Below are 13194 nucleotides of genomic sequence, written 5' to 3' on the forward strand. Positions count from 1 at the left end.
GCCGGGCACCCCGGCGGTGCTCAGCCGAGGGGGTACCTCACCTCGGTGAGGGACTCGGACAGCTCCCACAGGCGGCGGCCGGTCTCCGGATCGGTCGCCGCCGGCGCGAGGGCGACCCGCTTCGGCGCGCCGCGCAGCTCGCCCGGCCCGTCCGGCCCGTAGAGCACGCCGCCCTCGGCCTCGGGCGCGGTCGCCGCGTACAGCTGGGGAAGCGCCCCGCTCGCCGCGGGCTGGGCGAGCAGCGGGCCGAGGACCCGCCCGAAGACGAGGCGCACGAAGGCGACCGGGGTGTCCTTCTGGAGGTTGGTCGCCGTGTAGCCGGGGTGGGCGAGGAGGCTGCGGACGGGGCTCCCGGCGGCGGTCAGGCGCTGGTGGAGCGCGTGCCCGAAGACGGTGTTGGCCAGCTTGGCCTGCCGGTAGGCGCCCATGGGCGAGTAGCGGCGCACCGCGTCGAGGTCGTCGAAGTCGATCCGCCCCTTGCGGTGTTCGAGCGAGCTGACGGTGACGACGCGGGGGTCGCGGCCGGCCGCGAGGCGGTCGAGCAGGAGCCCGGTGAGCGCGAAGTGGCCGAGGTGGTGGGCGGCGAACTGGAGCTCGTGGCCCTGGGCGCTGAGGGTGCGGGGCGGGGCCATCACCCCGGCGTTGTTGACGAGGACGTCGAGCCGGGGGTGCTCGGCGGACAGCTTCCCGGCGAAGTCGCGTACGGAGTCGAGGTCGGCGAGGTCGAGGCGGCGGACGTCGAGGAGGGCGCCCGGGTGGTCCCGGAGGATGCCGTCGACGGCGGCCCGCCCCTTGTGCTCGTCGCGCACGGCGAGGACCACGTGGCCGCCGTGCCGGGCGAGCTCCCGGGTGGTGGCGAGACCGAGGCCGCTGTTGGCGCCGGTGACGACGAAGACGCGTCCGGTCAGGTCGGGGATAAGGTCGGCGTTCCAGCGCCGCTGCTCTGTCATGTGTCACACGCTGCCCTTGGTGTCACTCGGTGTCAAGTTCTTCCCTCGGTGACACGACGGGCTACGATCGGTCCATGACGCCCACCACGCCCGAGCCCGCCGTCAGCCTGGCCGAACGCAAACGCCTCCTCGTCGCCACCGAGCTCACCGAATCGGCGCTGCAACTGCTGGCCCTGAAGGGCTTCGACGCGATCACCGTGGACGAGATCGCGGCCGCCGCCGGGGTGTCGAAGCGGACCTTCTTCCGCTACTTCGCGTCCAAGGAGGACGTGGTCGTCCAGTTCCTGTCCGGCATGGGCGCGGACATCCACGCGGCCCTCGCGGAACGCCCCGCCTCGGAGCCCCCGTCGCGGTCGCTGCGCCACGCCGTCGCGGTCCCGCTGCTGGCCTGCACCGACCGGCACCCCGACCACGCGGCGCGGGCGCTGCGGGTGGTCCAGCTGATCCTCCGCACGCCCGCGCTGCTGGCCCGCTTCCTGGAGCGGCAGGCCGCCTGGCAGGAGACGCTGGCGGAGGAGCTGGCCCGCCGCGAGGGCGTGGCCGTGACGGCGGACCTGCGCCCGCGACTGGCCGCGGGCACGGCGCTGGTCGCGTTCCGCGCGGCGCTCCAGGGGTGGAGCGAGAGCGAGGCGACCAAGGACCCGATGGACCTGCTCGACCGGGCGTTCGCGGTGGTGGCCCCGGCCCTGGACGCGCAGGATCGGTGAAGGCGGCAAGCCGGTCGACGCGAGGGAAGGACCCGAGATGCCGAAGGAGAACCGGGGAGCGAAGGAGTCGGCGGACGGGTCCGCGCCCCTGCGCGAGCTGTTGAGGGTCCCGGTGGGCGAGCGGATCGACCTCGCCGCGTACGACGCCGCCGCGACCCCGGGCGCCCCGGGGAAGAAGGCGGCCGGTGCGGCGGCCACCGCACGGCTGGCCCCGGACCTGGCCGCCCTCCAGGAACGCCTGTACGCGGCGAGCACCGCGGGCGACCGGCGCCGGCTGCTCCTCGTGCTCCAGGGCATGGACACGAGCGGCAAGGGCGGCACGGTCAAGCACGTCATCGGCCACTTCAACCCCTCGGGCTGCCGCATCCGGGCCTTCAAGGCCCCGACACCGCAGGAGAAGGCGCACCCCTTCCTCTGGCGCGTCACCCAGGCGCTCCCCCGCCCCGGCGAGATCGGCATCTTCGACCGTTCGCACTACGAGGACGTGCTCATCGCCCGGGTCCGCTCCCTGGTCCCGGGGCCGGAGCTGGAGGACCGCTACGCCGAGATCGCGGCCTTCGAGAAGGCGCTGACCGAGGACGGCGTCACCCTCGTCAAGGTCTTCCTCCACCTGTCGTACGAGGAGCAGCGGGACCGGCTCCTGGAGCGCCTGGACGACCCGGAGAAGCACTGGAAGTTCAACGCGGGCGACATCGAGGAGCGGGCGCTGTGGCCGGCGTACCAGGAGGCGTACGAGATCGCCCTGGAGCGCTGCTCGACGGAGGCGGCGCCCTGGTACCTGGTCCCGGCGGACCGCAAGTGGTACCGCAACTGGGCGATCAGCACCCTGCTCGGGGAGCACCTGGCGGAGCTGGACCCGCGGTACCCGAAGGGCGACTTCGACGTGGCGGAGTGCCGGAGGCGATTGCTCAGCCAATGATCGGTTAATTTCCCTGGGTGACCATTTCTGTACGAAAGCTGTCGGCGCTTGCCCTTCTGGGCGCCGTTCTCGTCGGCTGCGACGGGGGCGCGGCCGAACCGCCCGCAGCCGCGCCACCCACGAAGCACACGACGCCGAGCACGAAGCCGCCCCGGCCCCCGTCCGCCGCACCGGCCCCGGGCCGGCAGGCCGCCCCCGCCGCGGCCCCCAAGGCCCCGCCGACCCTGGCCCCCGGCCCGAACGGCCTCACCCGCGTCTACACCCACCGCGCCGCACCCCGGACGGGCACCGCCGAGAAGGTGGTCGCCCTCACCTTCGACGCCGACATGACGGCCGACCAGGGCCCGCGCGCCGCCCGGGGCGAGCACTTCGACAACCCGCAGCTCATCGCGACCCTGCGCCGCCTCGAGGTCGACGCGACGGTCTTCATGACGGGCCGCTGGGCCGAGCAGTACCCGGACCAGGCGAAGTCCCTCGGCAACGACCCGCGCTTCGAGATCGCCAACCACTCGTACAGCCACTACGCCTTCGCGACCCCCTGCTACGGCCTGCCGACCGTCGCCGCCCCCGACATGGCCGCCGACGTCCAACGCGCCTTCGACGCCTTCCGCGACGCCGGCGCGACCCACGTGGTCCCGTACTTCCGCTTCCCCGGCGGCTGCTACGACGACGACGCCCTGCGCGCCCTCACCCCCCTCGGCGTCACCGCCGTCCAATGGGACGTGGTCAGCGGCGACGCCTTCGCGAAGGACCCGGACGCGGTCGCGGACCAGGTCCTGGAAGGCGTGAAGCCCGGCTCCCTCGTCGTCATGCACTGCACCCGCAGCGCCGCCCCGGTCACCGAACAGGCGATCCGCCGCATCGTCCCGGAACTCCGCGCGAAGGGCTACCGCTTCGTGAAGGTGTCGGAGCTGATGAGCCGCTGACCGACGCCCCGGGCGGGGACCCGGCCCTACGGCCGGGTCATGAGGTCGAGAACGATCCAGCCCTCCTTGGTCGCCTTCCGCCACGGGTACTCACAGACCATCCGGTCGACCTCGGCGAAGTCCTCGGCGACGGTGCGCGTGGGGAAGGGCTTGCACTTCCCCTTGTCGGCGTACTTGGGGCAGGAGCCGTCCGGCTTGCGGAACTGGTGGGCCTGCCAGGCCAGGGTGCCCGCCAGCTTCTCGCCGGGGTGGGTCGGGAGGTACTGGTTGCTGAAGAAGGACCCGATCATGCCGCCCGCGAGCGCCATGGCGAGCAGCACACCGACCGCGGTGAACCGCTGCGGCGCCGCCTTCGCCGGGCCTTCGGCGGACCGCAGCCGCTTCAGTGCGGGAGCCAGCCGCTGCGCGACGAGCACGCAGGCGAGGACGGTGAGGGCGGTCAGCGTGACCTGGATCTGGATCATGGTGCGGGGAAAGAGCTGCACCTGCTGGTCGGCCTCCATGTGGCCGGCCAGCCAGAAGCGGATGAGCCAGGCGCTGCCGAAGCAGGCGAGCGGGGCGACGACCACGGCCTTGCGCAGGCCGAGCGCGACGGCGAAGCCGAGGCCGATGAGCACGATCACGGCGTACATGTGGAGCCCGGAGAATTCGCCGAAGCCCGGGTACTCGCCCGGCTCGTCCCAGGCGCGGCTGGTCAGCGGGGTCGTCCCGATGTACGCGGGCTCGGTGAGGGTGTAGCCGGAGCACCACTGGTCACGGGTGCTCGTGGCCCCGAGCAGCACGCGCAGGTAGACGCCCGCGACGAGCAGGAAGCCGACGAGCGAGCTGCCGAGGAAGACCAGACCGCGCAGCCGCCCGGTCTGCCAGGGGTAGAAGAACAGCACCGCGATGATCACGCCGGGCAGCGACCACAGGTGCCAGCCCGAGTAGACGAGGAAGAGCAGACCGAAGAGCAGACCCAGGAAGCCGCCGCGCAGGACCGTACCGCGGGTGCTGAAGTGCGGCGAGGCACGCAGCCACAGCAGCAGCTTCGCGATCAGCGGCAGGAGCAGAACGAGGACGAAGGGGCTGTACGGCTTGTGCGGGAGCGTCTGCTGGAGGGCGGGCAGCAGCCCCAGGGCGAGCGCGGGCAGCGGCTTGACGCACATCCGCCACAGCAGGTAGGCGGCGGGCCCGGTGAGGGCCACGATGCCGATGAACACCCACTTGAACGCGAGGGCGGGCTCACCGTCGAAGAGCCCGGCCTTGGCGAGGTAGCCGATGGTGTAGGGCACGGCCGGCGGATAGAAGGCGTCCATCGCGCCGGTGTGCAGCACCTCCTCGGCCCAGCCGAGGATCCGGTTGTTGTCACCGTACGGCCCGTTCAGCGGCCAGGGCGTGCCACGCAGCGCGAAGACGTTGCCGGCCCCGATGAACCCGGTGCTGAGTCCAGCGACGGCCGCGGCGGCGAACCGTACGGTCACCTTCTTGACGCGCTCGCTCGCCCGGACGGTGGCCCAGCCCACGACGGCGAGGATCACGAGCACGACCAGCGCGAACCGCAACTGGATGTTGGAGAGCCCGCTGACCTGCCCCACGCGCGTGATGGGGCTGTTGCCTATGCTCAGCCCCCAGTACGTGAACCCGAGCGCGGCCAGCACCCCGACCACGATCTCCCCGGCCGCGGGCCACCACCGGCGCACCAGCCGCCGGCCCGTCCCCTCCGGCGCCCGGCGCCGTGATCCCCGAACGATGTCGGAAGCCGGCTCCGCCGCCTCCGAGGTCGTGGCTGTCGTCGTCAACGTGTCTCTCCAGAACGGCGGCCGGGCGAGCGCCCGGTGTCGTGACCGCGTGTGTGGTGGGCGCCACCGCGGGCGCCAAAAAGCAGATGATCCCTCATTACCGAGGGTTAGCTGCCACCGGGGTAGAGGGAGGGGACCACGGGCACGTCCCCGCCCTTGGGACGGGTGCCTACCTGGACTCGGCCGGCCTCACCCGACGCGGCTCTCGTCCGCTGACCTCGCCCCGCCGCACTTGCCGTCACAGGCCGAGGGGCCTCACCGGAGGCGATTCCGGTGAGGCCCCTCGACAGTCGCCGAAGCACGAGAACAGGCCGGCCAGCACCCGGCCACCCTTCCCGACTATTCGGTCCTGGCCCGAATGAGAGCGTCCGTGGCCCTACGCAGGGCTGCCTTCAGCTCCTCTCGTTCATCGCGTACGCGGTCGACCCTCTTACCGGACGCCACGTAGGCGCTTTCGAATGCGACCCACGCCTCGTAAGCCCCCAAAAGAACCTCGGAAGAATTACGACCCAGCTCGGACTTCCTAGGGAAACCCAGGGGCGGCTCGTGGCTCCCGATCCACAGTTCGAGTCTCGCATGTTCAACCATGTATTGCGCAGCAATTTCGACCACGTCGTTACCGACGATGTTACTGCCGATCACCTGCACACCAAGGTTGAGTTCAGGGGACATCGTCGGGGCACAGAGCCGCTCGGGCACACCACTGGACGGCCGCAGCCCCCACTCCCACTCATTCCCCATCACAACTTCCTTTGTTCGAAGATCGTCCCCATGAGCCAGCTCACGATGTGATCGGATTCCGAGACCGGCATGGTATACCCCCCATACTCCAGGATTCGCGCACAGAACGTCACGCAGTTGTTTGTTTTATTGTTGTGCGGCCCAAGGTTTTCACCCACGAAGTAATTCTGCCCCGCTTGAGCTTTCTTCGCATTCGGCAGCGGTATTCGGATGACGTCGGTGCCGGGAGAATGCGCCTTCGTCCGCAGGCCGACAATGGAGTCCTCTCCGACTTGAGCCCCCGCCTCGGTGTGAATCGTTTTTCCGTTGTGCGTCACCGCGATCGATGCGTGACCCTGCTTCAGGTCCAGGAACACATCCGCGTAACCCGCGTCACCACAGTTGTGGACCAGGACCGAAGCCGGGCCTGCCACCACGTAATACGTATGCAGGTTACTCACGGTCAGGTTTCGGACCGTCGTATCCGGCTTGGTCCACCGCTCGATCGCCGTGATCTGGACGTGCGTACCGGCGCTGGTCCTGAGCCACTGCCCCGGCTTCAGGTCGGTGGCCTTGAGCCACTTGCCCAGCTCCGGCACCCAGACGGGGTGCCCTTCGGTCGCGGTGACCTCGGCCGTCTTCGTTCCGGCCTTGCCGTCGACGTCGATCGTGACCTTGACCAGGTGCTTGAGGCCCTGGCCCTTGATCTCCGCGGTGACCGTCTCGACGCGGGTCTCGCCGGTCTTCGGGTCGGTCGCGAGGACCTCGTCCCCGACGCGTACGTCCTCGATCGGCTTGGTGGTGCCGTCCGCGAGCAAGACCTGGGTGCCTTCGACGAAGCTGTTCGGGCACTTGCCCAGGGCTTTGGCTCCCTTGCCGATTCCCTTCGCGGCACCGCCCACCCCGGTGAAGACCAGCCCCACCAGATCGGCGAGGCCCTCCCCGTCCTCGTAGGCCGGGTCGCTGGTGTCGCCTCCCAGCTTGTTCACGAGGGCGTCGTAGGCGTCGGTGGCGGAGGGGCCGATCGGCCTCACGCTGAGCATGTCGGCGGTGCTGACGACGCTGCGGACCGCGCCCGCGAGCGTGTTCATGTTCCACTTGATCTTGCGTGGCGTCAGGTCGACGACCGTGCCCCAGTTGACGCCGCCGTACTTGTAGTAGCGCTTGCCCTTCTTGCTCTCGACGTAGTTGCTCCACTTCCACCCGGTGCCCGTGGGCTGCCACGACTCGTGGTAGGTCGTGGACATCTCGTTGCCGGCATCGCTCGGCCGGCAGGTGCTGGAGTTGCCGCCGCAGATGCCGTCGGGGCGGAGGCCCGACGGGTCCGAGAGGGTCATCGGGTTGTTGTTGGAGTAGACGTAGCCGTTGAGGGACTGGATGTCCTCCGTGGCCAGGACCGGGTCGACGCTGATGAAGCGGCCGGTGGCCGGGTCGTATTCGCGGGCGCCGAGGTGCGTCAGGCCCGTCGGGTCCATCGTGCCGCCGACGAAGCCTCGGGAGCCGGCCCAGCCGGTCGGGGCGGCGCCGCGCTGCTTGCCGAAAGGCGTCTGGCGGCGCTGGTCGACGACGGCGCCGTCGGCGTCGATGTCGAGGGTGCCGGTGTTGTGATGGTCGGTGACCTGGAAGGACACCTTGTTGTCGTCCGTGCGGACCGCGACCGCCGCGCCGAGGGCGTAGTACCGCGTCGCCGTCGGCTTCGCGGCACCCTTGGTCAGCTTGAGCTCGGTGCTGCCGAGGTACAGCGTCGTGGACTCCGTCTCGGGGGTCGCCGAGTCGACGTCCTTGCTCAGCAGTCGGCTGCCGTCCGGAGCGTAGACGTACTCGCTCGTCCTGGCCGTCGTGACGGTCAGCCCGTCGGCCGTCTTCTTGACGGTGTCGGTGATCTTGTTGAGCTGACCCTGGCCGTCCCAGTCGAGGACCTGGTCGCTGGTGGTGCCGGGCTCGGGGTTGAGGTGTCGTTCGGTGGTGTTGCCGCTCGCGTCGTAGACGTACGACTCGGGGACCGGGTCACCTGTTCCGCCCGTCACCGTGCTGGTGCCGGACAGGGAGTGGGGACGGGGCGCGCCCGCTGCCGGATAGGCATACGTCCGGACCTTGTCCGCCGCCGTGTTGCCCGCCGGGTCGTGCTCGGTCTCCGTCTTCCGCGTGCCGTCGGTGTTGTAGGTCCAGCTGGTCCAGTACGGAGCCGGGCCACCGAGGTCGGAGGCGGCGGGCAGCGCCGGGCAGGGCGAGGACGTGGGCGTGAACGCCTCGGTCAGGCGGGCCAGGTGGTCGTACGTGAAGCACTGCCGGTCAACGCCGTACCGGGAGACGTCGGTCAGCGAGGTGACGTTGCCGACCTCGTCGTACGTGTAGCCGGCGGCGCGCTCGGCGCCGTTGGCGGCCTCCAGGTCGGTCCGGCTGCCGGTGAGCCGCTGGGTCCCCCACTCCCACTCGTTGGTGATCCAGATGTTCTTGCCGCCGGCGTTGAGCGTGGACTGCAGCGGCTTGCCGGTGAGGCTGTACGTCTGCTTCGCCAGATAGCCGGAGGTCAGGCTGCTCGCGGTGACCTGCCGGCGCAGGGAGTCGTACGTGAACGCCAGGGATTCGGCGGCGAGGTTGCCCGCGGCGGGGTAGGCCAGGGACCTCACGGTGCCGTCGAGGTTGTACGAGGTGCCGGTGACGTATGTGCCGGCCAGCCCCTCCTGGCCCGGGACCGACGGCACGGCCAGGGTGACCCGGGTCGGCCGGTACAGGGCGTCGTAGACGTTGACAGTCGACTTGTACTCGTAGGTGCTCGTTCCGACCTTCAGGAAGCGGCTGGAGGTGGCCGCCATGCCCTTGTTGTTCGTGGGGTCCCAGGTCTGGGAGGTGAGCAGGGCACCGCTGGCGCTGTCCGCGCGGGATTCGAGCTGGCGCGACAGGTTGTCGTAGGCGAAGACGGTGGTCTTCTTGTTGCCGTTCTCGCTGCTGGTCACCTCACCCCGGTCGTTGTAGGACTTCTTCGACGTGCCGGTGTCCGGGTCGCTCGCCGTCTTCTGGCGCCCGAGCTGGTCGTAGGTCCACGTCCAGTCGTTCTTCGAAGGGTCCGTGAGCTTGACGAGGTGACCCGCCGGGTCGTAGGAGTACGTCGTGCTGTCGGCCGGTCCGGTGGGCTCGGCGCTCTGGTACTGCAGCAGTTCGGTGGTCTGCCCGGCCGCGTCCTTGACGGTCGTGGTGGTGGTGCCGCCCTTCGGGGGGATCACCGTGACCCGGTCGCCGCCGTAGATCGTGCGCGTGGTGCCGAGCACCTTGTGCCCGACCCCGTTGCCGGCCAACTGGACGACCTTCGTCGGACGGCCCAGGCCGTCGTACTCGGTCGTGGTCTGGGTCTCGACGCCGGTGGTGTCCTCCAGATTGAACAGCTTCCTCGAAGGGGCGCCGGTGGCGTAGTACGTGGCGTGCGAGCGCTCTACCTGGCCGCGGGCGTCGTAGAAGGTGTCGGTGAGGAGCTTGCCGCCGTTGTCACCGGGTCCCTGCGACTGGCGCTCGCGACGGTGTCCGTCGTACAGGACGAAGCTGGACGACTGGGAACCGTCGCTGTTGAGCGTGAGTGCCTGGACCGAGCGGATGTCGCCCGCGCCGTCGTTGTACCGGTACTCGACGTTCGGCGTCTGGCCGCTCAGCTTGGACCGGTCGGGCTTCCACAGCTTGAGGTTGCGGCCGAGCGCGTCGTAGGTGACCTCGGTGCGGAGCTTGTTCGCGTCCTCCTCGGCCGTCGGCAGGCCTCGCAGCATGTCGTAGGACGTGGTGGACGTCTGCGCCGTGGCGTCGTTGCCGACCGTGGCGGGCGGCGTCGTCACCGAGCTCTTGGTCGGACGGCCGGTCGCGGGCGAGTACGCGGTGGTGGTGATCCGCTTGTCCGGGTGGGCGGTGGTGACCGGGGCGGTGCTGGTCTCGGCCGGGTCGAAGACGCTCGTCGAGGCGAGTTGCGTCGTGGTCAGCGGCCGGCCGTAGGTGTCGTAGCTGGTCGCGCCGTCCAGATAGGTGGCCTTGGTCCCCGTGCGCTGCTTCAGCACGGACACCAGCGTCGGCAGCCCCTTGGTGGGCGCGGCTCCATAGGCCTGGCCGTCGTAGCGGGTGCGGACGTCGGACAGGACGGCCGAGGTGCCGTCGGCCTGGGTGTCGCGGTCGACCGTGGCAGTGCATTTGGCAGCCACGGTCTCCTGGCGGATGACGCCGGTCAGGATCCAGTCGCTGGTGTTGTCCGCGTACGTGGTGGTCGTGCACTGGTCGTCCGTCGCGACGGAGACATCGCCCAGGTTCTCCGTCGTGGTCACCCGGCCACGGGCGTCGAAGGAGTTCTTCGAGCGGACCTCACGCCACTTGCTGCCGGCCCCGTCGTCCAGCGAGGTGTACGAACGGGTCGTCTCCGTGTTGATGATGTTGGACACCGTGGTGCCCCAGTCGCGGACCCGCTTGGCGGTCTCCTTCTTCCACGGCGTGCTGACCGTCTTCGCCAGGATCTTGCCGCCCGGCGCGCTGTACGTCTCGGTCCGGAACTCGAATCCCGCCCACGCCTGGTCGTCGGTGATGGTGCCACCGACGCCGTCGGACACCGACACGGACCGGGTCTTCGTCTTGTCCGTGGGATCGGTGCGGTCGCCGTCCCTGCCACGCAGGAACCAGTGGTCCACCTGCGTGGACATGTTGAGGACGTCACCGGTCTGGACGCGGGTGTGCTCGTAACCGCGCCACTGCGACCAGGTCTTCAGCTTCTCCTTGGTCAGACCGTCGTCGTCGTCGAACGTCCAGGCCGCGTCGCCGAGGTAGGAGTAGCGGGTGACCATGTCCGGCGAGCCGCCCGTGAGGTCGGTCATGATGACCGCGTCCACGACGAACTTGTTGAACCACTCCGTCGTGACCACCGTCTTGTTGGACGGCTGGTACTGCTGCGGGAAGCACCGCGTCGTGTTGCTCTGCGGCGTCGGCAGGCTGCTCCAGGAGCAGACCTCGGTCGAGTAGTTGATGTCGACCTGGCCGCCGGCCTCGTCGGTGATGCTGGAGAGGCGCTCCTTGATGAACGGCGCCCGTCCGTCACCGCTCTTGTCGAGACGGTTCGTCCTCTGGGTGTAGCCCAGGACGGTCGGCGGCAGCGGGACCGCGGTGGTACCTGCGAGCCCCTTGCGGTCGATCGAGGAGAGGATGAGCTGGTAGTCGGTGTCGGAAGTACCCCAGCGGTGGTTCAGGGTCCAGGAGTCGATGTCCTTGTACGTACCGTCCGTCTGCAGCGTCTGCGTGGTGACCGAGGCGAGACGGGTACGGGTGAAGAAGGTCGGGGAGAACCGGCCGGCGTCGCAGTCGGTCGCCGCCTTGCAGTTCATGTCCCACGGCGTGTCGTACCAGTACTGCCGGTTGGTGTCGATCTTCGCCGGGTCGCAGAGGGCTGCCGCGTCCAGGCACCGCTCGGCGGTCTTGAAGTTGACCCGCGCCATCGGCTTGACCGTCGCCGAGTGGATGTCGGCCGTCTTCAGCCCGTAGTCGATGTGGTCGAGCGAGCCACCGCGTACGTACGGGGTGTCATCGGCGGCCGTCAGATAGCGGCCGTACGAGTTGCCCTCCTGGTTGTACCAGTAGGTGATGACGTTGCCCTTGGTGTCGACCGCCTTGTCGAGGTTCCAGCGCCAGCCCTGCTGGCACCAGGCGCTCTTGATGTCGGCGTTGTAGCAGGGTTCCCCGGTGTCGTTGCCATAGACGGGGACGGTGAACACCGACTTCGTCTCGGGCTTCCCGGTGGCCCAGTTGTCCAGCCGGTTGGAACCGAACCAGTACGTCGTGCCGTCCGAGACGACGGCCTTGAAGTACTCGCCGTCGTTGTCCCCGTTGCCCCGGCCGGTGTCCTTGACCCGGGTGACCTTGGTGCTGTCGTCGCCCTTGAGCCGCCACTCGTCGGTGCCGACCGGGATCAGTTCACCCGAATGTCCGGCGAAGCTGATGGTGGCGTTGTCGTAGCCCCAGCAGAGGTCACCGATCTCGTTGGTGTCCTTCTTGACGCCCTCGTCGCCACAGGGCTTGTAGGAGCGCTCGACGAAGCCCGGCGACATGTCGAAGCCGTCGCCGGCCCAGGACGCCTGGTTGTTGCCGTTGACGGTGCGCCCGTCGATCGTCCCCGAGGAGTAGTTCAGGGACACCTTGGGCACGAACGCGCCCGGCACGGAGGGTACGCCCATGCCGTACGAGGTGGTGAACGTACCGGTGTTGAGGTCGGTGTTCCACGACGAGGAGGCGCCCATCGGGCTCGCCTTGAAGTCACCCGACAGGCTGGAGGAGTCGGCGGTGAGGCCCAGCACGGTCGCCGTGCCCTCACCGAGCTGCGCCTGGATGCCCGACGAAGCGCCCGGCGGCACCGTGACGGCTTCGGCCGTGACGGTCCTGGCCTCCGCGTCGTTGCGGCCCTCCAGGGGGACCGGCACCCGGCACTGCGGCTTCTCCGGCGTCACCAGCACACAGGCAGGCATCCGCACGAACCGCAGACGGGAACCGTAATTGCCGCCGGCCGCACGGGCGAAGCCGCTGTAGTCGACGGCGACCTTCGTCGTCAGCGGCGCCTCAGCCGTGCCGGCGGTCGCGTTCCCGATGGTCAGCAGGACGCCGTCGATCCCTGCACGCTCGGCCGCGGACCGGTCCAGGAATCGCAGGTCGGCCTGAGCGGACGCAGCGGACCGCACGGCACTACGCCCCTGGGCGGGCGCCAGCGTCACGGCCGTGTTCCCGGCCCGCACCGACACCTTCGCCGAGCCACCGGGCGACGGCAGCTGAACGCGGACGGTCCCGGGCGAGGGCCACGCGATGGCGGGCCGGGTCGCCGCGGACTTCTGCTCGGCGCGACGCGGCTTGGGCTTCCCGACGGTGCCCTTGGCGGGCCGCTCGGCCGAGACGGCCGTCGGACGGTTGGCGTCGGCGGACGCCGGTGTGACGGCGGCCGGCAGGCCTTGCAGGAGGGTGCCCAGCAGGGCTCCGCTCATGAGGACGGATATCCGGGCGCCAGCCCGTTTCCGTCCCGATCTGTGCACACGCACTTCGGATTCTCCCTAGGTTTCGTGAATACACGAGGGGTGGGGGGGGGGGGGGCGCCCCCCCCCCCCCCCCCGCCGGGGGAGAACCCCCACGCGAACACGAAAAAAACAGAGACAGACAGCGGGAGGAGATCACAAGGGGGGGCGCCCACGCCCC

The 13194-nt window shown here is 69.8% G+C and carries 6 protein-coding genes; 3 read left to right on the forward strand and 3 right to left on the reverse strand.

The window, feature by feature from the left end; genetic code table 11:
* Positions 1-20: 20 nt before the first annotated feature.
* Complete coding sequence (locus tag AB0Q96_RS31505) at positions 21-950, reverse strand: oxidoreductase (RefSeq protein ID WP_365331419.1); 930 nt, start codon at positions 948-950, stop codon at positions 21-23.
* Positions 951-1024: 74 nt separating this feature from the next.
* Between AB0Q96_RS31505 and AB0Q96_RS31510 the strand changes: the two genes are divergently transcribed.
* The 3 genes from AB0Q96_RS31510 to AB0Q96_RS31520 are packed head-to-tail and all read left to right on the forward strand — an operon-like array spanning position 1025 to position 3502.
* Positions 1025-1657 (forward strand): TetR family transcriptional regulator, encoded by a 633-nt coding sequence (locus AB0Q96_RS31510; protein ID WP_365331421.1) that lies wholly within the window; start codon positions 1025-1027, stop codon positions 1655-1657.
* Positions 1658-1694: 37 nt separating this feature from the next.
* Positions 1695-2576, forward strand: a complete 882-nt coding sequence (locus tag AB0Q96_RS31515; protein ID WP_365331423.1) for a PPK2 family polyphosphate kinase — start codon at positions 1695-1697, stop codon at positions 2574-2576.
* A 17-nt stretch (positions 2577-2593) separates the two neighbouring features.
* Positions 2594-3502 carry a polysaccharide deacetylase family protein gene (locus tag AB0Q96_RS31520; RefSeq protein WP_365331425.1) on the forward strand — a complete coding sequence of 303 codons (909 nt, stop codon included), beginning with the start codon at positions 2594-2596 and terminating at the stop codon, positions 3500-3502.
* A 26-nt stretch (positions 3503-3528) separates the two neighbouring features.
* Here AB0Q96_RS31520 and AB0Q96_RS31525 read toward each other — a convergent pair whose 3' ends face one another.
* Both AB0Q96_RS31525 and AB0Q96_RS31530 read right to left on the reverse strand, forming a co-directional pair.
* On the reverse strand, positions 3529-5283 hold the full coding sequence (locus AB0Q96_RS31525) for a hypothetical protein (RefSeq protein WP_365331427.1): 1755 nt from the start codon (positions 5281-5283) through the stop codon (positions 3529-3531).
* A gap of 740 nt (positions 5284-6023) precedes the next feature.
* Positions 6024-12986, reverse strand: a complete 6963-nt coding sequence (locus AB0Q96_RS31530) for an RHS repeat-associated core domain-containing protein (protein ID WP_365331429.1) — start codon at positions 12984-12986, stop codon at positions 6024-6026.
* Positions 12987-13194 lie beyond the last annotated feature (208 nt).

Origin of the sequence: Streptomyces sp. NPDC093111 (assembly GCF_040683955.1) — a bacterium.
GTDB lineage: Bacteria > Actinomycetota > Actinomycetes > Streptomycetales > Streptomycetaceae > Streptomyces.

What these genes read in the sequence shown, in the direction of transcription:
- AB0Q96_RS31505 (WP_365331419.1), bottom strand. Translation starts at nt 950, where the DNA reads ATGACAGAGCAGCGGCGCTGGAACGCCGACCTTATCCCCGACCTGACC.
- AB0Q96_RS31510 (WP_365331421.1), top strand. Translation starts at nt 1,025, where the DNA reads ATGACGCCCACCACGCCCGAGCCCGCCGTCAGCCTGGCCGAACGCAAA.
- AB0Q96_RS31515 (WP_365331423.1), top strand. Translation starts at nt 1,695, where the DNA reads ATGCCGAAGGAGAACCGGGGAGCGAAGGAGTCGGCGGACGGGTCCGCG.
- AB0Q96_RS31530 (WP_365331429.1), bottom strand. Translation starts at nt 12,986, where the DNA reads ATGAGCGGAGCCCTGCTGGGCACCCTCCTGCAAGGCCTGCCGGCCGCC.